We start from the raw sequence: 21,632 nt of genomic DNA on the forward strand, positions 1-21,632 counted from the left end.
TGGAAATGCCTGTAGTGATGTGTTCGAGCCTGTACTGAAGCCCTTGGCCATCAGCGACAAGCTCGCCACAGATTGCAAACGCCGGTGCGGGCTGCTGGGAGCTACAAAGTTACTTGCACCAAAGCTTCCAGCATGGCTTTTGTAGGGCTGCGACTTCCGTACACGCTAAACGTCACCGCTCCGTCCTCGTGGCCAGCGATACGCATGATGAGAGAGTCCTGCACCCCAGCGTCACGTAGGTCATCGATCAATGCGTGACGGAAACTATGAAGGGTCTTACGCGAGTCAGTGATGCCCATCTTCGTCTTGTAGCGACCAAACCACTTCGATGGAGCATGGCCGGGCTTGCCCCGCACTGCCTCCAATTCAGGGAACACCCGGTCAGCGCCAGTAGCTTTGACTGATTCAACATGCTGAAGCAGACCCAGGTCCAACAGGGCAGGGTGCAGAGGGAGTATGCGACGACTGCTGATGGCTTTGTGCCCTGGCTGCTACCTGCATGGGTGGGCGCTCAAAGGTGTCACAAGTGCTGTCACAACCCCTGTCACAAGTCGTTGCCACGGCACCCTCGGTCTAGGTAGGATGAGGCACCCTTACTCCTTGTAGATCTGGGTTACGCGAAACATATCTCGCGCGTCTCACCCATCAACAACGGCGCATTCGCCTCGGTCACCCCACGGATGTAATCCCACAACAGGGTAATCCGCTTCAACTTGCGCAAATCCTCCCGGCAATACATCCAGAATTGCCGCGTCACCTCGATCTGCTCCGGCAACACCGTCACCAGGCGTGCATCCTGCGCCGCCAGAAAACACGGCAATATCGCCAACCCACGCCCCTGCAACGCCGCCGTGTACTGGGCGATGACACTGGTACTGCGCAGATGCGCATTGGCATTGGGAATCAGGTTGGCCAGGTACAGCAACTCCGAGCTGAACGCCAGGTCGTCCACATAGCTGATGAACGGGTGGCCCACCAGGTCGCTGACCTGGCGGATCGGCGCATGGCTGTCGAGGTAGTCCTGGGTCGCATACAGCCGCAGCCGGTAGTCGCACAGCTTGCAGCACACATAAGGCCCATGCTCCGGCCGCTCCAGGGCGATGACGATGTCTGCCTCGCGTTTGGACAGGCTGATGAAGTGCGGCAGCGGCAGGATATCCACCGAGATCGCCGGGTAGGCATCGACGAAATGGCTCAGCTGCGGGGTGACGAAGAAGCTGCCGAAGCCTTCGGTGCAGCCCATGCGCACATGCCCCGACAGCGCCACGCCCGAGCCGGAGACCTGCTCGCAGGCCATGTGCAAGGTGCTCTCGATCGACTCCGCGTAGCCCAGCAGGCGCTGCCCCTCGGCGGTCAGCACGAAGCCGTTGGTGCGTGACTTTTCGAACAGCAGCGTGCCCAACGCCCCCTCCAGCGAACTGATGCGCCGCGATACCGTGGTGTAGTCGACGGCCAGGCGTTTGGCCGCGCTGCTGGCTTTGCGCGTGCGCGCCACTTCGAGGAAGAACTTCAGGTCGTCCCAGTTCAGCGCACTGAGGGAGGTCAGGTCTTTTTGCATGTTGATCCGGTTTTTTTGTGCGTTCTTGTTGGATGTTTGCACATCTATACTCGAAAAAAGCCCCAAGGCGCCACCTCGCGTTTGCCCGGCGCCGGCGATCTCGTCCTGACAATAATTCCAAGGAGAACGCAGATGAACGCCCCACAATCCCCTGACAAGACCAAGGTCGAGCAGGTCAAGCTGCTGATCGACGGCCAATGGGTCGAGTCGAAGACCAGCGAATGGCGCGATATCGTCAACCCGGCCACCCAAGAGGTGCTGGCGCGGGTACCGTTCGCCACCGTCGAAGAAGTGGACGCCGCCGTGGCGGCTGGCCAGCGCGCCTTCAAGACCTGGCGTGACACCCCGATCGGTGCACGCATGCGTATCATGCTCAAGCTGCAGGCGCTGATCCGCGAACACACCAAGCGCATCGCCCAGGTGCTCAGCGCCGAGCAGGGCAAGACCCTCGCCGACGCAGAAGGCGATATCTTCCGCGGCCTGGAAGTGGTCGAGCACGCAGCCTCCATCGGCACCCTGCAGATGGGCGAGTTCGCCGAGAACGTCGCTGGTGGCGTGGACACCTACACCCTGCGCCAGCCGATCGGCGTGTGCGCTGGCATCACCCCGTTCAACTTCCCGGCAATGATCCCGCTGTGGATGTTCCCGATGGCCATCGTCTGCGGCAATACCTTCGTGCTCAAGCCTTCCGAACAGGACCCGCTGTCGACCATGCTGCTGGTCGAGCTGGCGCTGGAAGCCGGGGTGCCGGCGGGCGTGCTCAACGTGGTACACGGTGGCAAGCAGGTGGTGGATGCGATCTGCACCCATCAGGACATCAAGGCGATTTCCTTCGTCGGTTCCACCGAAGTCGGTACCCACGTGTACAACCTGGCCAGCCAGCACGGCAAGCGCGTGCAGTCGATGATGGGCGCGAAGAACCACGCCGTGGTGCTGCCCGACGCCAACCGCACGCAAACCGTCAACGCCCTGGTCGGTGCCGCCTTCGGCGCAGCCGGGCAGCGCTGCATGGCCACCTCGGTGGCGGTGCTGGTAGGCAAGGCGCGTGACTGGCTGCCGGACATCAAGGAAGCCGCAAGCAAGCTCAAGGTCAACGCCGGTTGCGAGCCGGGCACCGATGTCGGCCCCGTGGTTTCCAAGCGCGCCAAGGAGCGTGTGCTGGGCCTGATCGAAAGCGGCGTGCAGGAAGGCGCCAAACTCGAACTCGATGGCCGCGGCGTGAAGGTGCCGGGCTACGAGCAAGGCAACTTCGTCGGCCCGACCCTGTTCTCCGGGGTGAAGACCGACATGCAGGTGTACACCCAGGAAATCTTCGGCCCGGTGCTGGTCACCCTGGAAGTCGACACCCTCGATGAAGCCATCGCCCTGGTCAACGCCAACCCATTCGGCAACGGCACCGGCCTGTTCACCCAGAGCGGTGCGGCGGCGCGCAAGTTTCAGAGCGAGATCGACATCGGCCAGGTCGGCATCAACATCCCGATCCCGGTACCGGTGCCGTTCTTCAGCTTCACCGGCTCGCGCGGCTCCAAGCTCGGCGACCTCGGCCCGTACGGCAAGCAAGTGGTGCAGTTCTACACTCAGACCAAGACCGTCACCGCCCGTTGGTTCGATGACGACAGCGTCAATGACGGTGTGAACACCACCATCAGCCTGCGCTAAGGAGAACGCCATGCGTATCGCATTCATCGGCCTGGGCAACATGGGCGCGCCCATGGCCCGCAACCTGATCAAGGCCGGGCACCCGTTGAACCTGTTCGACCTGAACAAGACCGTGCTGGCCGAGCTCGCCGAACTGGGCGGGCAGGTCAGCGCCTCGCCTCGGGACGCGGCGGCCAGCAGCGAGCTGGTGATCACCATGCTGCCGGCGGCGGCCCATGTGCGCAGCGTCTACCTGGATGAAGACACGGGCGTGCTGGCCGGCATCCGCCCAGGCACCCCGACCGTGGATTGCAGCACCATCGACCCGCAGACCGCCCGCGAGGTGTCCAAGGCTGCAGCGGCCAAAGGCGTCGACATGGGCGATGCGCCGGTCTCCGGCGGCACGGGCGGCGCGGCGGCGGGCACCCTGACCTTCATGGTCGGCGCCAGCGCCGAGCTGTTCGCCACGCTGCAGCCGGTGCTGGCGCAGATGGGCCGCAACATCGTGCACTGCGGCGAGGTCGGTACCGGGCAGATCGCCAAAATCTGCAACAACCTGCTGCTGGGCATCTCGATGATCGGCGTGTCCGAGGCCATGGCCCTGGGCAGCGCGCTGGGCATCGACACCAAGGTGCTGGCGGGGATCATCAATAGCTCGACCGGGCGTTGCTGGAGCTCGGATACCTACAACCCGTGGCCGGGCATCATCGAGACTGCGCCGGCGTCGCGTGGCTATACCGGTGGGTTTGGCGCCGAACTGATGCTCAAGGACTTGGGGCTGGCCACCGAAGCGGCACGCCAGGCGCATCAGCCAGTGATTCTGGGGGCTGTGGCCCAGCAGCTGTACCAGGCCATGAGCCTGCGTGGTGACGGCGGCAAGGACTTCTCGGCGATCGTCGAGGGTTACCGCAAGAAGGATTGACGAGCGAGGACTTCATCGCGGGCCGGGCGGCCTTCCCTCTGTAACTGCGCACCAGAGGGGAGGGGGCCCGTACTGCGATGTTTTTTGAGCATTATTTAGGTAAGGGGGGTAAGTAATGCATGAAAACTCCCAAACCAAAAAATGCGATAGTCAATATCAAAAGCGAGGAGCCTAGGAAGATTAGGAGGGTCTTGATTTTTGAAGGTAGATTGTTTATTTCCTTGATGTCAATGAGGTTTTTTCGTGCATACATTTTAGGAATGAGCAGAATGAATGATATATTCGTTAGTCGAAAGAATTTCCCCATCAAGCCTGCATGCAGCCAGAGTTTTTTTTCGTCGGTTATTGCAGTGCAATTTAATAAAAATCCTTCAATGTAATCAATTTTTCGATGAGCGATACATGTCGTTAATGCCAAGTTCAAGAAAAGTAAAACTGTGACTGTCATGCTGTAGACTAAAAAAATCCAGTGCATGATTGTCATTTTGCTACTGCCTCGTATAGAAGTTCCCCAGCCCAGGCGCCTGCTTTATTCCCAAATTTTCCGCCTGCCATTCCCCCCACTGTACCGCCGAATATCCCACAAGCGAGTGCTCCGGTTCCACCTGTCGCTACGCCAAACACCACGCTGCAAGCAGCACCAAGAAGAAGCTTGCCACTGGCTGCCCCAGCAGTAGTACCAAACAAGCCCAAGGTTAATGAACTAACCTCGACATACTGCGCCTTTTTGCATTCCTCCTCGCGTCCGAGCGTACAGGCTTTATGTATCTCCAATCCGGTAGCAGCGACATCTAACGCAATCCCGACATACGTTCCTTTCTTTATCAAATTAGCAGCTGTCGCCACGCCTGATACTTTGTTAGCATATCCTGCAATTTCGCCTGTATGTAAATAACTCTTTGTGGATATCCCTAGCGTCCTTTTGATCGAGCTTTTGTTCCTTAGACCAGAACCGAAAGCAGCCAGCTTGTCCAACTGCTCATCCAGTTTCATGAACAAGGCGGCACGCTTTGCATAGAACTGATCGCGAGCCGCCATGGTTCCTGACCCGAGATGCCGTTGATGCAGCTTCTCGATATCTATCAAAGTGGCTTCGATCGCTTTCAGGTGCTTGCTCCAGCCTTCACTGACCACACCAGCGCCTATGGACGCATGCGCGATGAGGCTTTTCAATGTCTCGAAATTGTCCAGAAAAAAGTTATCCACACCTTGGCCGTTGCGCATCAGCCCCAAATGCGCAATGGTCGCTTGCCTCATCATCCAGGCCTCTTGGCTGGTGCAGGAAGCTGTGGTGGGGTCGCCGATGATGATTAGTTCACCGCTACGGACCACTGTATTGGCAATGTGTGAATTCAATACGTCAAACTTTTCCAGGGAATGACCGGTCAGCGCCAGGTCGGACTTCAGCCTGTGATAATTTTGCAGCTTGTGGTTGAGGTACGCGCGAGCTTCAGACATGGCAGCACCCTCACGCGTATTTTCTGTTGCCGATACGGTCCCAGCCCCCGGCGATATTACCGCCGCCACTGCCATCCTGGCGGCGCTGCTGGGTGTAAGTGGTCTTGATGCGCCCGTAATTGAGTTGCACCACTTCCAGTGGCACCCCTGAGTCCACGGCCTGCGAATACTCCGCGATGATCACCTCTTCGAGGATGACTTCGAAGTACCTCAGTTTGTCACCGCCAGCACGGCAGAGGGCGAGCTTCACTTCTTTCAGATGCTGGCCTGTGCAACTGGCTTCCATCAGTTTGCAACTGGCGCTGTCGAGGTACTTGGTGAAAGTGAAGTTGGTGACGGACGTCCTGCCTGATGTTGCGCCGCCTGCGGAACTGGCTGTGGCTGATGTACTTTGGCTGACGCCAAAGTCGTAGCCCAGCACTTCAATCCATTTGCTGTATTTTTCGTCCAGTGCTTCGCCTGGAATACTGTCGATCTGAATGTAGGCGTCGAATGCCATGATTACTCTCCTTGACATTATTTTGAATGGGCCATACTGCCCGGCGATTCGGGCGATCAGTGCAGGCTAGGTCTGGGAGAGTGCGAGGGCAATAGGCTGTGGGGCGGAAAAATGCAATTCAGAAAAGGACTACAAAAAGGGGATTATGTCTGAATGTGTTTGTCAGGAGATGTAACTGTGCATCACTGGGTTTATGCACTTCTACTACGGGTATTAAACATGATGTTAATTATGGTGGTGGCCCTGTAGGAAGTTTCGCACTTCCCACAGGGCTTACATCGTTCTGGCAAAAGAAAATCAGGCGAAGACGAAGTACTTGCGCACAGTCTCGACCACTTCCCAGGTACCCTTCATCCCCGGTTCGATCACGAACACATCGCCCGCTTTCAGGTGCTTCGGCTCTTCGCCTTCCGGGGTGATGATGCAGTAGCCATCGAGGAAGTGGCAGAACTCCCACTTCTCGTAATTGACCTCGAACTTGCCCGGGGTGCAGATCCAGGTACCCATGATCTTGCTGCCGTCGGCCGACAGGTAGGCGTTGAGGTTGACGGTGTGCGGATCGCCGCCGATGCGCTTCCACTTGGTGGCGTCCACGACCGGCGTCGGGCAGGTTTCGCGCAGGACGGTGATGAAATCGGACATGGCACAACTCCTGGTGACTGGCTGAATGACGGGTCACCATAGGCCCAAAGGCCGAGCCGCAGTTGCCTGGGCTCGACGTCCAGCTGCCTGCCCGCGCTATGCCAGCGCGTTGACCTCGACGGTGATGTGGGCCAGTTCCTCGTGCACGCCCAGTGCCTGGCGCACGCTGTCGGCGCTCAGTGCCGCCTGGGTGGCCAGGCTGAGGATGCAGGCGTACTGGTCCTTGCCCACGCGCCATACATGCAGGTCGGTGATGGTGGCAGGCACCGGCAGTTCGGCGACCATCTCGCGAATCTCCTCGACCACCGGTGCGTCCATTTCGGCATCCAGCAAGACGCGCCCGGTATCGCGCAGCAGGCCGCGGGCCCAGAGCGCCACCAGCACCGCGCCGACCAGGCCCATCACCGGGTCGAGCCAGCTGGCGCCCCAGAACTTGCCGGCCAGCAGGGCGACGATCGCCAGCACCGAGGTGGCGGCATCGGCGATCACGTGCAGGTAGGCCGAGCGCAGGTTCAGGTCGTGGTGGTGATGGCCATGGTCGTGATGATGGTCATGGCCTTGGTGATGATGATCGTGATCGTCGCGCAGCAGCCAGGCGCAGATCAGGTTCACGGCCAGGCCGATCACGGCGATGAAGATCGCCTCGTCATAGTGGATCGGCCCCGGCGTCAGCAGGCGTTCGGCCGACTGGAAGGCCATCAGCCCGGCCACGCCGAGCAGCAGCAGGGCGCTGGAATAGCCGCCGAGAATCTCGATCTTCCAGGTACCGAAGGCGAAGCGTTGGTCCTTGGCATAGCGACGCGCGGCGGCGTAGGCCAGCAGCGAAAGCCCCAGGGCCAGGGCGTGCGAGCTCATGTGCCAGCCGTCGGCGAGCAGTGCCATGGAGTTGAAGAACCAGCCACCGGCGATTTCCGCCACCATCATGATCGCCGTCAGCCACACGGCCAGGCGTGTCTTGCGCTCGGCGCCGAGGTTGCTGGTGTGGAACTGGTGGCTGTGCTGCCAGCGGCCTGAGGTTTGTGTCGCCATGGTTTATCATGCTCCCGGAATGTCGAGAAATATACTATACCCCAGTATACCTAGCATGGTGTGAAAGCGAATGGCACATACGATCAAGAGCAAGAAGCAGCTGCTGACCCGGGTGCGCAAGATCAAAGGCCAGGCCGCCGCCCTGGAGACGGCGCTGGAGCAGGACAAGGACTGCCTGGCGATCCTCCAGCAGATCGCCGCCGTGCGCGGCGCGGTGAACGGGCTGATGGCCGAGGTCATGGAAGGGCACATCCGCGAGCACCTGGTGGCGGAAGGGCTGAGTGCCGAAGAACGGCAGGAAGAGGCGGACAAGGTGGCGGCGTTGTTGCGGTCTTATCTGAAGTGATACCCCCTGGGGGTATGGGCTAGCAAGGCTGGTTTCCTACAGGGCGATAAGTAGAAGCTTACTCTGCGGACCGAAACATCCGCTGGTCGCCTGAAGTGTGCATGGTGTGTACTGCGCTTTATTTTGGTAAATGCAGTGGAGACGCGCTATGAAATTTCCGGTCGTATTGCACAAGGACGCCGATTCGGATTACGGCGTGACCATTCCCGATGTACCAGGCTGTTTCTCTGCTGGAGGAACTGTCGCCCAGGCGCTGGAGAACGTTCAGGAGGCATTGGCGCTTCATTTCGAAGGCTTGGTTGCAGATAACGAAGCGCTTCCGCAAGCGCAGGAAGTCGACGTCCATGTGGCGAATCCCGAGTATGCCGGTGGGGTCTGGGCTGTTGTTGATTTCGATGTTTCGCCGTACCTGGGGAAGGCCGTACGGTTTAACGCGACACTGCCGGAAAACCTGCTGCAGCGAATCGATGAAAAAGTGAAGCGTGACCATCGATATGCCTCTCGCTCCGGATTTCTAGCGTCGGCCGCCCTACGAGAGCTGGCGCTCGCGCATTGAGCAGCGGAGCTGCTTTGCAAGCCATCGCAGGCCTCGCGCTGGGCTCAAGGGCCTTATAGTTCCTTGTGGACCTGCGTCAATCGCTCGACCAACCCCGCCGTATAGCCGGGTAGCCCGGCAAAATCCCGCGCACACAACAGTAACCGCCGGTTGGCCCAATCCTCTCGCAGCGCCACCCAGTGCATCGGCAGCACCCCCTGCCAGCGCTGCACCGATGCCAGCGGCACCACACCGATACCGGCGCCCCCGGCGACCATGCGTATCACCCCGTCAAATCCCTCGGCGCGCACCCGTACCTGCATGCGGTGGCCTTCGCGCAGGGCCTGTTCTTCCAGGTACAACGCCAGGGCACTGTTCGCCCCCAGTCCGACATGGCCATGGGCAAGGCAATCGACGAAGCTGGGCGCGGGTTCTGTGGCGAGGGGGTGATGCAGCGGTGTTACCAGCACCAGCGGATCATCGCGAAACGGCAAGGTCTGTAGATGCGCGCTGGGCGCTGCGGTGGAAATGATGCCCAGATCCGCCATGCCCTGGGTGATCGCCTGCACGATACGCAGGCTTGGCAGCTCCTGCACATCGACACTGATCCCAGGGTTGTCGGCGAGGTAGCTGGCCAGCAGTTCCGGCAGGTATTCGGTCAGCGCTGCCGTGTTGCACAGCAGCCGAACCTGCCCTTGCTGGCCCTTGGCATAGTGGGCCAAGTCGAACTGCAGGCGCTCGACCTGCTGGCCGATCAGCCGCGCATGCTGCAGCAGCGCCTGCCCGGCAGGCGTCGGCTGCACGCCACGGCGATTGCGCTCGAACAAAGGCGTGCCAAGCGAGGCCTCCATGGCGCGGATGCGTGCACTGGCCGCTGGCAGCGACAGGTGGCTACGTCGGGCGCCGGCGGTGATGTTGCCGCACTCGGCGGTGTGCTGGAAAAGCCTGAGGTCGATCAGGTCGAAGTGCATCTGCCTCTGTCCTGGCGAGAGTCTGGCTGAGTATATGGCAGATTTTCAGCCCACCCGCAGCGCGCCATCATGGCGCCCATGAATACCTTGATCGCTTTCTACCAGGACATCGGCCCGGCATTGACGCTGCTGGTGGTCATCACCTTTCTGCTGGCCGGTGCCGTCAAAGGTGTGATCGGCCTCGGCCTGCCGACCATCGCCATGGGCTTGCTGGGGCTGGCTATGCCGCCGGCGCAGGCTGCGGCCCTTCTGATCGTTCCGTCGACGCTCACCAACCTCTGGCAGCTCGCAGCCGGTGGGCATCTGCTGGCGCTACTGCGCAGGCTCGGGCCGATGCTGGCGATGATCTTCTTCGGTACTTTGCTTGGCAGTGCCTGGCTGGGCATCAACAGCGGGCCGTGGGCGGTGCATGGGTTGGGGGCGGCGCTGGTGATCTATGCGTTGTACGGGCTGGTGGGCCCGGCCTTGCGTGTGGCGCCGGGGCGGGAAGGGTGGTTGGGGCCAATCTGCGGGCTGGTGACCGGTGTGGTCACGGCGGCCACGGGCGTATTCGTGATGCCGGCGGTGCCTTACCTGCAGAGCCTGGGCCTGAGCCGCGACGAGATGATCCAGGCGCTGGGCCTGTCGTTCACGGTCTCGACCCTGGCGCTCGCCCTCGGCCTGGCCGGGCAGGATGCCCTGGGCGGGCAAGCGCTGGGTGCTTCGCTGCTGATGCTGGCGCCAGCGCTGTTGGGCATGCTCGCCGGGCAGTGGCTGCGCCAGCGCATCAGTGCTGCGCTGTTCAAGCGCTGCTTCTTCATCGGCCTGGCCGCGCTGGGCGGCCATTTGCTGATCAACGGTTAGCGGACGAGGCGCTGAGCATCACGATCGGCTGGATGTCGAAGTCGCGCTCCAGGTAATCCATGCGTTTTTCGAAGAATTCGACCATGTGCGGCAGTGCCGAGTGCACATCCAGCGCCGCCTTGTCGGCCCACACCTCATAGAACACGAACAGGCTCGGGTCCTGCTGGTCGCGCAGCATGTGGTATTCGATGCAACCCGGTTCCTGGCGGCTTGGCTCGACGTAGGCGCGGAACAGGGTTTCGAAGGCTTCGGCCATTTCCGGACGGGTCTTGGCCTTGAGGATGAATGCGTGCTGCTCGCTCATGGATCGGTTCTCGCATTGGGCAAAGGGTGGGTGAAACGATTTTACGGCAATAATGTTTCGTGGATCTTTGACTTCAGGTCAATTGTATTTTGCCCCACGCCTGCTGTATCCCGCGCCCGCGAGCCTCTAATCTGCCGGCCTCATCTTCTTGACGCGATCACAGGCATTCAGGCCTCGGATCGCCACCGACACCTTCGAGGCCAGCATGAAAAAGATCCTTCTGCTCAACGGCGGCAAACAGTTCGCCCACTCCGACGGCCGTCTCAACCAGACCCTCCACGATGCCGCCCTGGCCCACCTGGACCGTGCCGGTTTCGATGTGCAGCAGACCTTCATCGACGGCGGCTATGATGCCCAGGCCGAAGTGGAGAAATTCCTCTGGGCCGATGTGATCATCTACCAGATGCCGGGCTGGTGGATGGGCGCGCCGTGGACCGTGAAGAAGTACATCGACGATGTTTTCACCGCCGGACACGGCAGCCTTTACGCCAACGATGGCCGTACCCGTTCCGATCACTCGCAGAAGTACGGCAGCGGTGGCCTGGTGCACGGCAAGCAGTACATGCTGTCGCTGACCTGGAACGCACCGCAGCAGGCGTTCGATGACCCGACCGACTTCTTCGAGGGCAAAGGTGTGGATGCGGTGTACTTCCCCTTCCACAAGGCCAATCAGTTCCTCGGCATGACCGGCCTGCCGACCTTCCTCGCGGTGGACGTGATGAAGCGCCCGGATGTACCGGCAGCGCTGGCAGCCTATGAGGCGCATCTGGACAAGGTGTTCGGCAAGGCTATCTAATCCCTGCATGGTTCAAGCACAGGCGCATAAGTGAAAACCCGATCCGAAGAACTCCAGGTGTTCGTCGCCGTCATCGACTGCGGCTCGATCTCCGCCGCCGCCGAGCAGATGGGCCAGACCCCGTCGGCCGTCAGCCGCACGCTGTCGCGCCTGGAGGCCAAGCTCGGCACCACCCTGGTCAACCGCACCACCCGGCGCATGGACCTTACCGAAGAAGGTCGCTTCTTCCTCGAGCGCTCGCGCCGGGTGCTGGAGCAGATGGATGAGATGGAAGAGCGCCTGTCGATGAACCGCCAGACCCCTTCCGGGCGGCTGCGCATCAACGCCGCTGCGCCGTTCATGCTGCACGCCATCCTGCCGTGGATCGGCGAGTTCCGTCGCCAGTACCCCGGCATCGAGCTGGAGCTCAACACCGACGACCTGATCATCGACCTGCTGGAGCAGAGCACCGACGTGGCCATCCGCATCGGTGACCTCGCCGACTCCAGCCTGCATGCCCGCTCGCTCGGCTGCAGCCCGGTGCAGGTGCTGGCGAGCCCGGGGTACCTGGAACAACACGGTACACCGGCAAAGGTCGAAGACCTGAACAACCATTGCCTGCTCGGCTTCAGCCAACCGGAGTCGCTCAACCAGTGGCCACTGCGCCATGCCCAGGGTGACCGCTGGGGCATCCGCCCGGCATTGATCGCCTCCAGCGGCGAAACCCTGCGTCAGCTGGCGCTGGCCGGGGAGGGCATCGTCGCCCTGTCGCACTTCATGACCCACGAAGACATCCGTACCGGCCGCCTCGAGGTGCTGCTGAGCGAGGCCAACAACGGCTACCGCCAGCCGATCCACGCGGTGTACTACCGCAACACGCAACTGGCCCTGCGCATCCAGTGCTTCCTCGATTTCATCCAGCGCAAGCTGGCCATGTACGCCTGCTGAGTTGCCTGAACGCGACAGATCCTGTCCACGGGCGGCGAAACTTCCTACGTTTGATTGCGCAGTCGAGACGCTTCAGCCTTACTGACTGCTCAACAAAAACAACACCAAGGAAGTGTCATGCGTATTGTCCCGTTCCAGTACCTGGCTCTGGCAGCCGCGATCCTGAGCTGTTCCTCGACGTATGCCGCCACGTTGGAAGGCGGCGCGGTGGCCGCGCCCGATCAATATGGTGCACAGGTAGCCGCCGATATTCTCAAGAAGGGTGGCAACGCAGTGGATGCTGCGGTAGCGACCGCGTTCACCTTGGCGGTGACCTACCCCGAGGCGGGTAACATCGGTGGCGGCGGTTTTATGACCCTGTTCGTCGACGGCAAGCCGTATTTCCTCGACTACCGCGAAGTGGCGCCCAAGGCCGCCACCCGCAACATGTACCTGAACGACAAGGGCGAGGTGATCGAGAACCTGAGCCTGGTTGGCGTGCGCGCCGCCGGCGTGCCTGGCACGGTGATGGGCCTGTGGGAAGCCCACCAGAAATTCGGCAAGCTGCCCTGGAGCGAGCTGCTGACCCCAGCCATCGGCTATGCGAAGAACGGCTTCAAGGTCGCCGAAAAGCAGTACCAGTACCGTAACGATGCCCAGGGCATGTTCAAGACAGCGACCAACTTCAACGATTACTTCGGCAACATGAAGGTCGGTGAGTTGTTCAAACAGCCGGAAATGGCCCAGACCCTCGAACGCATCGCCGACAAAGGCGTGAGCGAGTTCTACCAGGGCAAGACTGCCGACCTGCTGGTGGCGCAGATGCAGGCCGACAAGGGCCTGATCACCAAGGAAGACCTCAAGGACTACAAGGCCGTGTGGCGCGAGCCGATGGCCCTGAGCTGGCGCGGCAACGTGGTCTACACCGCGCCACCACCGAGTTCCGGCGGGGTGGCCCTGGCCCAGCTGCTGGGCATCAAGGAAGACCGTGCGGCGGACTTCAAGGGCGTGGCGCACAACTCGGCGCAGTACATCCACCTGTTGGCGGAGATCGAGAAGCGCGTGTTTGCCGACCGTGCCGATTACCTCGGCGACCCGGCGTTCACCCAAGTGCCGGTCGACCAGTTGGTGGCCAAGGACTACCTGGCCAAGCGTGCCGCGCAGGTCAACCCGAAAGCCATCTCCGAAACTGACAAAGTCAAGCCAGGCCTGGAACCGCACCAGACCACGCACTTCTCGATCGTCGACAAGCAGGGCAACGCGGTCAGCAACACCTACACCCTCAACCTCGATTACGGCAGCGGTGTGGTGGTCAAGGGCGCAGGCTTCCTGCTCAACGACGAGATGGACGACTTCAGCGCCAAGCCGGGCGCTGCGAATGCCTTTGGCGTGGTCGGCGGTGACGCCAACGCGATCGCGCCAGGCAAGCGCATGCTGTCGTCGATGAGCCCAAGCCTGATGACCCGTGACGGCAAGGTCGAGCTGGTGATCGGCACGCCGGGTGGCTCGCGGATCTTTACCTCGATCTTCCAGGTGATGAACAACCTGTACGACTACGGCATGCCGCTGGAGAAGGCCGTGGCGGCGCAACGTGTGCACCATCAGTTGCTGCCCAAGGACACCATCTACTTCGACAGCTACGCGCCGCTGACCGGGCCGGTGGCTGATGAACTGAAGAAGATGGGCTATGTGCTGGAGGACCAGGGCTGGGAAATGGGCGATATCCAGGCGATCCGGGTCAACGGGGCGCAGCTTGAGACCGCTTCGGATCCGCGTGGGCGCGGGGTGGGGATGATCGTCAAGTAGCTCTTCATGGGCAGTGCCGGCCTCTTCGCGGGCACGCCCGCTCCCACAGGTACAGCGCAGGATCCGAAACTTGCGCCGTACCTGTGGGAGCGGGCGTGCCCACGAATGCTATCTGAAGGTCAGACGCGGAACTGGCTGACCAGCATCTGCAGGTGACCACCCAGCCGCGCCAGCTCGACACTGGACGCCGCCGTCTCATCACTGGCCGCCGCAGTCTGCTCCGACACATCCCGCACATTCAGGATGCTGCGGCTGATCTCTTCAGCCACCGCACTCTGCTGCTCGGCCGCCGCAGCGATCTGCTGGTTCATCGACTGGATGCTCGACACCGTGCCGGTGATGTTCTCCAGCGAAGCACCTGCCTTGCGCGCCAGCTCGACACTGCTGTCGGTCAGCGTGCGGCTGCCCTGCATGGCGTTGGCCACCTGCTGGGTACCGTGCTGCAGGCTGGCCACCAGCTCTTCGATCTCTTCGGTGGACTTTTGCGTGCGCTGGGCCAGGCCACGCACTTCGTCGGCCACCACGGCGAAGCCACGGCCGGCTTCACCGGCACGGGCCGCCTCGATCGCGGCGTTGAGCGCCAGCAGGTTGGTCTGCTCGGCCACCGACTTGATCACGTCCATCACGCTGCCGATCTTCTGGCTTTCCTGCTGCAGCAGGTTCATGGCCTCGGTGGAGCGGTGCACTTCCTCGGCCAGGCGTTCGATCTGGCTGATCGCCTCGCCTACCACACGGTCACCGGCACGGGCCTCGTCGTCGGCACCAGTGGCCGCGTGCGAAGCCTGCTCGGCGTTGCGCGCCACTTCCTGAACGGTAGCGGCCATTTCGTGCATCGCGGTGGCCACCTGGTCGGTCTCGACCTTCTGGCTGTTGGCGCCGGCACTGGTCTGCTCGGTCACTGCCGACAGCTCTTCGGCGGCGCTGGCGATCTGGGTGACGCCATCACGGATGCCGCTGATCAGCTCGCGCAGGGTGATGCCCATGCGGGCGATGCCTTGCTGCAGCACGCCGATTTCGTCGCGGCGGGTAACGCGCAGGTCGTGGGTCAGGTCGCCAGCGGCGATGCGCTCCACCGCTTGCAGGGTATCGCGCAGCGGGCGAGTGATCTGCCGGGTGATGACCACGGCGGCAATCACGCCCGCGAGCAGCGCCAGCAGCGTGGCGATGGTCTGCAGGCTGCGCGCCTGGGCGCTCTCGGCGTCACGGCGCTCGAGCTGGATCTTGTACAGCGCGTCGCTGCGCTTGACGATGTCGGCACCCTGCACGGTCATTTCCGCACGGGCAACGGTAATCGCCCCGACCGCATCGCGGAACTGGCGCACGGCATCGCGGTAGGCCTGGACCGATTGCTCGAACTGCTGCACGCGGGGGGCTTCAGCGGGCAGCTGGCGCTTGAGGTTGTCGATATCGGCCAGCGCACCGTCCAGCTGGCGCAGGGCGGCCTGCTCGTTGGCGGCGGTGTTGTCGGCGATGTAGCCGCGCACATCGATGCGCACTTGCAGCAGTTGCTGGCGCGCCTTGCTGATCAGCTGGTACTGGGCCAGGCGCACGCTGTCGGCCTCGGGGCGGGACATGACGTCCTGGCTGAGCGCTTCCATGGCGTCATCGGCCTTGGCCGCCGACACGTTCATGGCGTCACGGGCGGCCAGCGAGCTCTTGTAGCCGGCGCGCATCTTGTTCAGCGACACCTTGTACTCGCTGATGGTCTGCCCCAGCTCCTTGAGCAGCACGACGTTGGCCGGGCTGGTGAAGGTCGTGACCAGGTATGCCTGCTGCTTGCTGAAGGCGTCGAGCTTGGCCTGGGTGTTGGCCGCGGCGGCGTCATCGCCGTTGGCGATCATGTACTGCAGGCGCGCCACGCGCAGGTCGGTCAGGTCCTTGTTGAGCTGGCCGATGTCGCCCATCCAGTTGCTGCGGTCGATCAGGCTGCCCAGGCTGGTCCAGCCGGTCAGGGCCAGCAGGCCGGTTAGAAACAGCACCAGGCCGAAGCCCAGGCCGAGTTTGAGATTGACGCTGATGTTGGCGAACCAGCTGTTCATGCACGCTCTCCAGAAAATTCATTCGCTCACTTGATCATCGATCGCAGGGCGTTGTTGTTCTGGGAGCCCGCTGATTCGTGCTGCTGTTATCGGCACGACGAACGGAAAGCTGAATCGCTTTTTCAGCTGATTTGTAACTTTGGTGATCGCAGGGGGCCGCAAAGCGGCCCCAAGATCTCAGAGGCTACGCGCGCTGAAGGTGTCGCAGCTGTTGACGTTACCCTGGGCAAACCCGGCCTTGAACCAGTGCACCCGTTGCGCCGAGGTGCCATGGGTGAAGGAGTCGGGCACCACGCGCCCCTGGCCCTGCTGCTGCAGCCGGTCATCACCAATGGCATTGGCCGCGTTCAGTGCCTCCTCGACATCGCCAGGCTCCAGCCAGTTCAGGCGCTTCTGCGCCTGATACGCCCACACCCCGGCCAGGCAGTCAGCCTGCAGCTCCTGGCGCACCAGCAGGCCGTTGTCGCCTTCCATGCGCTGGCCACCGCGTCGTGCGGCATCGACCTTGGCCGACACACCCAGCAAGGTCTGCACATGGTGGCCGATCTCGTGGGCGATCACGTAGGCCTGGGCGAAGTCGCCGGCCGCAGCGAAGCGGGTTTCCATCTCGCGGAAGAACGACATGTCCAGGTAGACCCGCTGGTCCGCCGGGCAGTAGAACGGCCCGACCGCCGCAGAGGCAAAGCCGCAGGCGGAGTTCACCTGGCCGCTGAACAACACCAGCTTGGGATCGCGGTACTGCTTGCCGGCCTGGGCGAACAGGGCCTTCCAGGTATCTTCGGTGTCACCCAGGATCGAGGCGACGAACTGCGCCTGTTCGTCGTTGGCCGGCGGCGCCTTGCCGCCGGCGCCACTCGGCGCTGCCTGATGTTGCTGCTGGTCCATCTGCCCTGCGAGCTGGCCAAGGATCTGCAGCGGGTCCTGGCCGGTGAGCCAGCCGATGCCGACGATCAGCAATATCGCCCCGAGCCCCAGCCCTTTGCCGCCGCCAAAGCGCATGCCACCGCCGCCACCTTCGCCACGGGCATCGACCACGTTGTCGCTGCGCCGGCCTTTTCGCCATTCCATGAGGTGCTCTCCAGAGCGTGAAACATGGGGATAAATATTAGATCACCCCAGCCAAAGGCACTAATGCATAACCATTTGGTTATGTTTTGGGCGGCTGATTTCAATATTCATCCCGCGCGACCTATCTGAAACTGCAAGTCCGCCTGCCGTGTACAGGCGTTTTCATAATTCCAAGAGAGGAATCCGGCATGCCCGCCCAGGACAACAGCCGCTTCGTGATCCGTGATCGCAACTGGCACCCCAAGGCCCTGACCCCCGACTACAAGACTTCCATCGCCCGCTCGCCGCGCCAGGCGCTGGTCAGCATCCCGCAGTCGATCAGCGAAACCACCGGCCCGGACTTTTCCCACCTGGGCTTCGGTGCCCATGACCATGACCTGCTGCTGAACTTCAACAACGGTGGCCTGCCGATCGGCGAGCGCATCATCGTTGCCGGCCGTGTCGTCGACCAGTACGGCAAGCCTGTGCCGAACACCTTGGTAGAGATGTGGCAAGCCAACGCCGGCGGCCGTTACCGCCACAAGAACGACCGTTACCTGGCGCCGCTGGACCCGAACTTCGGTGGAGTCGGCCGTTGCCTGACCGACCGCGACGGCTACTACAGCTTCCGCACCATCAAGCCGGGCCCGTACCCATGGCGCAACGGCCCGAACGACTGGCGCCCGGCGCACATCCATTTCGCCATCAGCGGCCCGTCGATTGCCACCAAGCTGATCACCCAGCTGTACTTCGAGGGTGACCCGCTGATCCCGATGTGCCCGATCGTCAAGTCGATCGCCAACCCCGAAGCCGTGCAGCAGTTGATCGCCAAGCTCGACATGAGCAACGCCAACCCGATGGACTGCCTGGCGTACCGCTTCGACATCGTGCTGCGCGGCCAGCGCAAGACCCACTTCGAAAACTGCTGAGGACCCCGCCATGCCAATCGAACTGCTGCCGGAAACCCCCTCGCAGACTGCCGGCCCCTACGTGCACATCGGCCTGGCCCTGGAGGCGGCCGGCAACCCGACCCGCGACCAGGAAATCTGGAACCGCCTGGCCAAGCCAGACGCCCCAGGCGAGCACATCCTGGTGATCGGCCAGGTGTATGACGGCAACGGTCACCTGGTGCGTGACTCGTTCCTGGAGCTGTGGCAGGCCGACGCCAATGGCCAGTACCAGGATGCCTACAACCTGGAAAACGCCTTCAACAGCTTTGGCCGCACCGCCACCACCTTCGATGCCGGCGAGTGGACCGTGCACACGGTCAAGCCCGGTGTGGTGAACAATGCCGCAGGCGTGCCGATGGCGCCGCACATCAACATCAGCCTGTTTGCCCGGGGGATCAACATCCACCTGCACACGCGCCTGTATTTCGATGACGAGGCCGAGGCCAATGCCAAGTGCCCGGTGCTCAACCTGATCGAGCAGCCGCAGCGTCGCGAAACGCTGATTGCCAAGCGTTGCGAGGTAGATGGGAAAACGGCGTATCGCTTCGATATCCGTATTCAGGGGGAAGGGGAGACCGTCTTCTTCGACTTCTGAGTCAAAGCTTGGGGCTGCTGTGCGGCCCTTCGCGGGCAAGTCGGGGTGCCGAACCGCCGCTCCCACATGGATAGCATCAGCCTTGATGCTTGCGCGACACCTGTGGGAGCGGGCTTGCCCGCGAATGCTCTAGCGCCGAACCAGCAGGACCCCACTTTCCATGTGGTGGGTATAGGGGAACTGGTCGAACAACGCACAACGTTCGATGCGGTGCGTGTCCTGCAGCTGGGCAATGTTCGCCGCCAGGGTTTCCGGGTTGCACGAGATGTACAGGATCCGCTCGAAACGCCGGGTCAGCTCGCAGGTATCCGGGTCCATCCCCGCACGCGGTGGGTCGACGAACACCGTGCCGAACTCATAGCTTTTCAAGTCGATGCCTTCCAGCCGGCGGAACGGGCGCACCTCGTTCAACGCCTGGGTCAGCTCTTCCGCCGACAGGCGCACCAGCCGCACGTTATCCACAGCGTTCTCGTCGAGGTTGCTCAGCGCGGCATTGACCGAGGTCTTGCTGATCTCGGTGGCCAGCACCTGGCGCACGCGGGTGGCCAGGGGCAGGGTGAAGTTGCCGTTGCCGCAATACAGCTCCAGCAGGTCGTCCTCACGCTCGCCAATGGCCTCGAAGGCCCAGCTCAGCATCTTCTGGTTCACCGCGCCGTTGGGCTGGGTGAACGCGCCCTCCGGTTGGCGGTAGCTGAACACGCGGCCGGCCACATCGAGCTTCTCCACCGCGTAGTCGCGGCCGATCACCAGGCGCTTGCCCTTCGAGCGGCCGACCAGGCTCACGCCGAGGTCTGCGGCTAGTTGCCGGGCCGCCACTTCCCAGGCTTCGTCCAGTGGGCGGTGATAGCACAGGGTGACCATGGCATCGCCGGCCAGGGTGGTGAGGAACTCCACCTGGAACAGGCGGTTGCCCAGTTCCTCGCTGGCTTGCCAGGCGGCCTTCAGGCGCGGCATCAGCTCATTGATGCGCTGGCTGGCGATGGGGAAGTCATCGATCAGGATCGCCTTGTGCTTGTCGCCCGGGGCGAACATCGCATAGTGGCGCTGGCCGTCCTCGCGCCACAGGCGGAATTCGGCGCGCAGGCGGTAATGCTCGCGCGGCGAGTCGAAAACGGCCGGTTCCGGCGCGCCAAAGGGCGCCAGCAGCTCGCGCAGGCGGGCGACTTTGCCCTCGAGCTGGGTGTCGTAGGCGGTGGGATCGAAGACAGCACTCATGCGTTGAACCAGCCCAGCTTGATGACGAACAGGATGGAGAGGATCACCAGGGCCGGGTTCAGGTCGCGGTGGCGGCCAGAGATCAGCTTGACGGCGGTCCAGGCGATGAAGCCAAAGGCGATGCCGTTGGCGATCGAGTAGGTCAGCGGCATCGCCAGGGCGGTCACCACCACCGGGGCGGCTTCGGTGACGTCGTCCCAGTTGATTTCCGCCAGGCCCGAGGCCATCAGCACGGCGACGAACAGCAGCGCCGGGGCGGTGGCGAAGGCCGGCACGCTACCGGCCAGCGGGGCGAAGAACAACGCCAGCAGGAACAGGATGGCGACCACGATGGCGGTCAGGCCGGTGCGGCCCCCGGCGCTCACGCCAGCAGCGGATTCGATGTAGCTGGTGGTGGTCGAGGTGCCCAGCAGCGAACCGGCCATGGCCGCGGTGCTGTCGGCGATCAGGGCCCGGCCCATCTTCGGCATGTGGCCGTCCTTGCCCATCAGGCCGGCGCGCTTGGCCACGCCGATCAGGGTGCCGGAGTTGTCGAACAGGTCGACGAACAGGAAGGCGAAGATCACGCTGACCAGGCCCACGTCGAGGGCGCCCTTGATGTCCAGCTGGAGGAAGGTGGGTGCCAGCGATGGCGGCATCGACACTACCCCGCCGAACGGCGTCACGCCCATCAGGATCGAGGTGATGGTCACGGCCAGAATGCCGATCAGCACTGCGCCACGGACCTTCAGCGACTCGAGGCCGACGATCAGGAAGAAGCCCAGAGTGGCGAGTATCGGCGCCGGTTGCTTGAGGTCGCCCAGGCCCACCAGGGTAGCCGGGTTATCGACGACGATGCCGGCGTTATGCAGGGCGATGAACGCCAGGAACAGGCCGATACCTGCGGCAATCGCCGACCGCAGCGGCAGCGGGATGCTGTTCACGATCCATTCGCGGATGCGGAAGATCGACAGCAGGAAGAACATCACCGCCGACAGGAACACCGCGCCCAGTGCCACCTGCCAGGTATGGCCCATGTGCAGGACCACGGTGTAGGTGAAGAACGCGTTCAGGCCCATGCCCGGCGCCAGGGCGATCGGGTAGTTGGCGATCAGGCCCATGGTGGTCGAGCCGATGGCGGCGGCCAGGCAGGTGGCGACGAAGATCGCGCCTTTGTCCATGCCGGTCTCGCCGAGGATGCTCGGGTTGACGAACAGGATGTAGGCCATGGCCAGGAAGGTGGTGACGCCCGCAAGAATCTCGGTGCGCACGTTGGTGTTGTGTGCTCTTAGTTGAAACAGCCTTTCCAGCATGCCCGCTCCCCAGGGCGCCCTCGCGCCGTGAATGTATCGACCCCATCAGCAAAGCACAGACCGTAGCGGATGCCGTGGTTTTGTGTGGGGCGGAAAAAAGCCGCGCATCATACCAGCATGCTCGGCGGGGGCCTATCGCCGTTGGGGAATGGCTGATCTTTAGCCTGTACCGGCCTCTTCGCGGGCAAGCCCGCTCCCACAGGGATTGCACAGGTTTCGAGAGCTGCACCGTACCTGTGGG

At 62.5% G+C, this 21,632-nt stretch carries 21 protein-coding genes and 1 pseudogene; 10 read left to right on the plus strand and 12 right to left on the minus strand.

The window, feature by feature from the left end:
• Positions 1 to 101: 101 nt before the first annotated feature.
• Positions 102 to 479: pseudogene (locus CAF78_RS08100) on the minus strand (tyrosine-type recombinase/integrase); the annotation flags it as partial.
• 134 nt (positions 480 to 613) lie between these two features.
• Positions 614 to 1,558, minus strand: coding sequence for a LysR family transcriptional regulator (locus tag CAF78_RS08105; protein WP_085674947.1), 945 nt, complete (start codon positions 1,556 to 1,558; stop codon positions 614 to 616).
• 132 nt (positions 1,559 to 1,690) lie between these two features.
• On the opposite strand from CAF78_RS08105, the gene CAF78_RS08110 reads away from it, so the two are divergent.
• Both CAF78_RS08110 and mmsB read left to right on the plus strand, forming a co-directional pair.
• Entirely contained in the window at positions 1,691 to 3,217 is a 1,527-nt protein-coding gene (locus tag CAF78_RS08110) for a CoA-acylating methylmalonate-semialdehyde dehydrogenase (RefSeq protein WP_085674948.1), read from the plus strand.
• 10 nt (positions 3,218 to 3,227) lie between these two features.
• Positions 3,228 to 4,118, plus strand: coding sequence for a 3-hydroxyisobutyrate dehydrogenase (gene mmsB, locus CAF78_RS08115; RefSeq protein ID WP_085674949.1), 891 nt, complete (start codon positions 3,228 to 3,230; stop codon positions 4,116 to 4,118).
• 480 nt (positions 4,119 to 4,598) lie between these two features.
• On the opposite strand, the gene CAF78_RS08120 is transcribed toward mmsB, so the two are convergent.
• From CAF78_RS08120 to dmeF, 4 genes are all read right to left on the minus strand, one after another.
• Complete coding sequence (locus CAF78_RS08120; protein WP_085674950.1) at positions 4,599 to 5,576, minus strand: hypothetical protein; 978 nt, start codon at positions 5,574 to 5,576, stop codon at positions 4,599 to 4,601.
• Positions 5,577 to 5,586: 10 nt separating this feature from the next.
• The gene (locus tag CAF78_RS08125; protein WP_085674951.1) at positions 5,587 to 6,075 is read right to left on the minus strand and encodes a type VI secretion system tube protein Hcp; all 489 of its coding nucleotides are present in this window, start codon (positions 6,073 to 6,075) and stop codon (positions 5,587 to 5,589) included.
• A gap of 297 nt (positions 6,076 to 6,372) precedes the next feature.
• Positions 6,373 to 6,717, minus strand: a complete 345-nt coding sequence (locus CAF78_RS08130; RefSeq protein WP_003258412.1) for a cupin domain-containing protein — start codon at positions 6,715 to 6,717, stop codon at positions 6,373 to 6,375.
• 96 nt (positions 6,718 to 6,813) lie between these two features.
• On the minus strand, positions 6,814 to 7,746 hold the full coding sequence (gene dmeF, locus CAF78_RS08135) for a CDF family Co(II)/Ni(II) efflux transporter DmeF (RefSeq protein ID WP_085674952.1): 933 nt from the start codon (positions 7,744 to 7,746) through the stop codon (positions 6,814 to 6,816).
• A 70-nt stretch (positions 7,747 to 7,816) separates the two neighbouring features.
• Here dmeF and CAF78_RS08140 point away from each other — a divergent pair, with 70 nt between their 5' ends.
• Both CAF78_RS08140 and CAF78_RS08145 read left to right on the plus strand, forming a co-directional pair.
• Positions 7,817 to 8,092 carry a metal/formaldehyde-sensitive transcriptional repressor gene (locus CAF78_RS08140; RefSeq protein WP_054886890.1) on the plus strand — a complete coding sequence of 92 codons (276 nt, stop codon included), beginning with the start codon at positions 7,817 to 7,819 and terminating at the stop codon, positions 8,090 to 8,092.
• A gap of 148 nt (positions 8,093 to 8,240) precedes the next feature.
• The gene (locus tag CAF78_RS08145) at positions 8,241 to 8,648 is read left to right on the plus strand and encodes a type II toxin-antitoxin system HicB family antitoxin (protein ID WP_085674953.1); all 408 of its coding nucleotides are present in this window, start codon (positions 8,241 to 8,243) and stop codon (positions 8,646 to 8,648) included.
• Between the two features lie 53 nt (positions 8,649 to 8,701).
• Here CAF78_RS08145 and CAF78_RS08150 read toward each other — a convergent pair whose 3' ends face one another.
• Complete coding sequence (locus CAF78_RS08150) at positions 8,702 to 9,598, minus strand: LysR substrate-binding domain-containing protein (protein WP_085674954.1); 897 nt, start codon at positions 9,596 to 9,598, stop codon at positions 8,702 to 8,704.
• Positions 9,599 to 9,676: 78 nt separating this feature from the next.
• Here CAF78_RS08150 and CAF78_RS08155 point away from each other — a divergent pair, with 78 nt between their 5' ends.
• Entirely contained in the window at positions 9,677 to 10,441 is a 765-nt protein-coding gene (locus CAF78_RS08155; protein ID WP_085674955.1) for a sulfite exporter TauE/SafE family protein, read from the plus strand.
• Here the strand turns inward: CAF78_RS08155 and CAF78_RS08160 are convergent.
• Entirely contained in the window at positions 10,431 to 10,745 is a 315-nt protein-coding gene (locus CAF78_RS08160; RefSeq protein ID WP_027918390.1) for a putative quinol monooxygenase, read from the minus strand. The two genes, CAF78_RS08155 and CAF78_RS08160, sit on opposite strands and share 11 nt — an antisense overlap.
• Positions 10,746 to 10,950: 205 nt before the next feature.
• Here CAF78_RS08160 and CAF78_RS08165 point away from each other — a divergent pair, with 205 nt between their 5' ends.
• The 3 genes from CAF78_RS08165 (at position 10,951) to ggt (ending at position 14,253) form a co-directional block, all read left to right on the plus strand.
• Positions 10,951 to 11,541, plus strand: a complete 591-nt coding sequence (locus tag CAF78_RS08165) for an NAD(P)H-dependent oxidoreductase (protein ID WP_085674956.1) — start codon at positions 10,951 to 10,953, stop codon at positions 11,539 to 11,541.
• A gap of 30 nt (positions 11,542 to 11,571) precedes the next feature.
• Positions 11,572 to 12,468, plus strand: a complete 897-nt coding sequence (locus CAF78_RS08170) for a LysR family transcriptional regulator (protein ID WP_085674957.1) — start codon at positions 11,572 to 11,574, stop codon at positions 12,466 to 12,468.
• A 117-nt stretch (positions 12,469 to 12,585) separates the two neighbouring features.
• Positions 12,586 to 14,253 carry a gamma-glutamyltransferase gene (ggt, locus tag CAF78_RS08175; RefSeq protein ID WP_085674958.1) on the plus strand — a complete coding sequence of 556 codons (1,668 nt, stop codon included), beginning with the start codon at positions 12,586 to 12,588 and terminating at the stop codon, positions 14,251 to 14,253.
• Between the two features lie 119 nt (positions 14,254 to 14,372).
• Here ggt and CAF78_RS08180 read toward each other — a convergent pair whose 3' ends face one another.
• Together CAF78_RS08180 and CAF78_RS08185 are read right to left on the minus strand one after the other, a co-directional pair.
• The gene (locus tag CAF78_RS08180) at positions 14,373 to 16,292 is read right to left on the minus strand and encodes a methyl-accepting chemotaxis protein (RefSeq protein WP_085674959.1); all 1,920 of its coding nucleotides are present in this window, start codon (positions 16,290 to 16,292) and stop codon (positions 14,373 to 14,375) included.
• Between the two features lie 177 nt (positions 16,293 to 16,469).
• On the minus strand, positions 16,470 to 17,360 hold the full coding sequence (locus CAF78_RS08185; RefSeq protein ID WP_085674960.1) for a neutral zinc metallopeptidase: 891 nt from the start codon (positions 17,358 to 17,360) through the stop codon (positions 16,470 to 16,472).
• Between the two features lie 188 nt (positions 17,361 to 17,548).
• Between CAF78_RS08185 and pcaH the strand changes: the two genes are divergently transcribed.
• A complete protein-coding gene (pcaH, locus tag CAF78_RS08190) occupies positions 17,549 to 18,268 on the plus strand; it encodes a protocatechuate 3,4-dioxygenase subunit beta (RefSeq protein WP_051100860.1) in 720 nt (239 codons plus the stop codon).
• Between the two features lie 10 nt (positions 18,269 to 18,278).
• Positions 18,279 to 18,884 carry a protocatechuate 3,4-dioxygenase subunit alpha gene (pcaG, locus tag CAF78_RS08195; protein WP_085674961.1) on the plus strand — a complete coding sequence of 202 codons (606 nt, stop codon included), beginning with the start codon at positions 18,279 to 18,281 and terminating at the stop codon, positions 18,882 to 18,884.
• Between the two features lie 129 nt (positions 18,885 to 19,013).
• Here the strand turns inward: pcaG and trmA are convergent, their stop codons facing one another.
• Positions 19,014 to 20,099: a tRNA (uridine(54)-C5)-methyltransferase TrmA gene (trmA, locus tag CAF78_RS08200; RefSeq protein WP_085674962.1), complete on the minus strand. Its 1,086-nt coding sequence runs from the start codon at positions 20,097 to 20,099 to the stop codon at positions 19,014 to 19,016.
• Complete coding sequence (locus CAF78_RS08205) at positions 20,096 to 21,391, minus strand: NCS2 family permease (protein ID WP_085674963.1); 1,296 nt, start codon at positions 21,389 to 21,391, stop codon at positions 20,096 to 20,098. The genes trmA and CAF78_RS08205 overlap by 4 nt, the downstream gene beginning before the upstream one ends.
• Positions 21,392 to 21,632 lie beyond the last annotated feature (241 nt).

Source organism: Pseudomonas sp. R28(2017) (genome assembly GCF_002112505.1).
Lineage (GTDB): Bacteria > Pseudomonadota > Gammaproteobacteria > Pseudomonadales > Pseudomonadaceae > Aquipseudomonas.

Bases quoted from the DNA above. Each gene is read 5' to 3' on its own strand.
- CAF78_RS08105 (WP_085674947.1), bottom strand. From the start codon at position 1,558: ATGCAAAAAGACCTGACCTCCCTCAGTGCGCTGAACTGGGACGACCTG.
- CAF78_RS08110 (WP_085674948.1), top strand. From the start codon at position 1,691: ATGAACGCCCCACAATCCCCTGACAAGACCAAGGTCGAGCAGGTCAAG.
- mmsB (WP_085674949.1), top strand. From the start codon at position 3,228: ATGCGTATCGCATTCATCGGCCTGGGCAACATGGGCGCGCCCATGGCC.
- CAF78_RS08120 (WP_085674950.1), bottom strand. From the start codon at position 5,576: ATGTCTGAAGCTCGCGCGTACCTCAACCACAAGCTGCAAAATTATCAC.
- CAF78_RS08125 (WP_085674951.1), bottom strand. From the start codon at position 6,075: ATGGCATTCGACGCCTACATTCAGATCGACAGTATTCCAGGCGAAGCA.
- CAF78_RS08130 (WP_003258412.1), bottom strand. From the start codon at position 6,717: ATGTCCGATTTCATCACCGTCCTGCGCGAAACCTGCCCGACGCCGGTC.
- dmeF (WP_085674952.1), bottom strand. From the start codon at position 7,746: ATGGCGACACAAACCTCAGGCCGCTGGCAGCACAGCCACCAGTTCCAC.
- CAF78_RS08140 (WP_054886890.1), top strand. From the start codon at position 7,817: ATGGCACATACGATCAAGAGCAAGAAGCAGCTGCTGACCCGGGTGCGC.
- CAF78_RS08145 (WP_085674953.1), top strand. From the start codon at position 8,241: ATGAAATTTCCGGTCGTATTGCACAAGGACGCCGATTCGGATTACGGC.
- CAF78_RS08150 (WP_085674954.1), bottom strand. From the start codon at position 9,598: ATGCACTTCGACCTGATCGACCTCAGGCTTTTCCAGCACACCGCCGAG.
- CAF78_RS08155 (WP_085674955.1), top strand. From the start codon at position 9,677: ATGAATACCTTGATCGCTTTCTACCAGGACATCGGCCCGGCATTGACG.
- CAF78_RS08160 (WP_027918390.1), bottom strand. From the start codon at position 10,745: ATGAGCGAGCAGCACGCATTCATCCTCAAGGCCAAGACCCGTCCGGAA.
- CAF78_RS08165 (WP_085674956.1), top strand. From the start codon at position 10,951: ATGAAAAAGATCCTTCTGCTCAACGGCGGCAAACAGTTCGCCCACTCC.
- ggt (WP_085674958.1), top strand. From the start codon at position 12,586: ATGCGTATTGTCCCGTTCCAGTACCTGGCTCTGGCAGCCGCGATCCTG.
- CAF78_RS08180 (WP_085674959.1), bottom strand. From the start codon at position 16,292: ATGAACAGCTGGTTCGCCAACATCAGCGTCAATCTCAAACTCGGCCTG.
- CAF78_RS08185 (WP_085674960.1), bottom strand. From the start codon at position 17,360: ATGGAATGGCGAAAAGGCCGGCGCAGCGACAACGTGGTCGATGCCCGT.
- pcaH (WP_051100860.1), top strand. From the start codon at position 17,549: ATGCCCGCCCAGGACAACAGCCGCTTCGTGATCCGTGATCGCAACTGG.
- pcaG (WP_085674961.1), top strand. From the start codon at position 18,279: ATGCCAATCGAACTGCTGCCGGAAACCCCCTCGCAGACTGCCGGCCCC.
- trmA (WP_085674962.1), bottom strand. From the start codon at position 20,099: ATGAGTGCTGTCTTCGATCCCACCGCCTACGACACCCAGCTCGAGGGC.
- CAF78_RS08205 (WP_085674963.1), bottom strand. From the start codon at position 21,391: ATGCTGGAAAGGCTGTTTCAACTAAGAGCACACAACACCAACGTGCGC.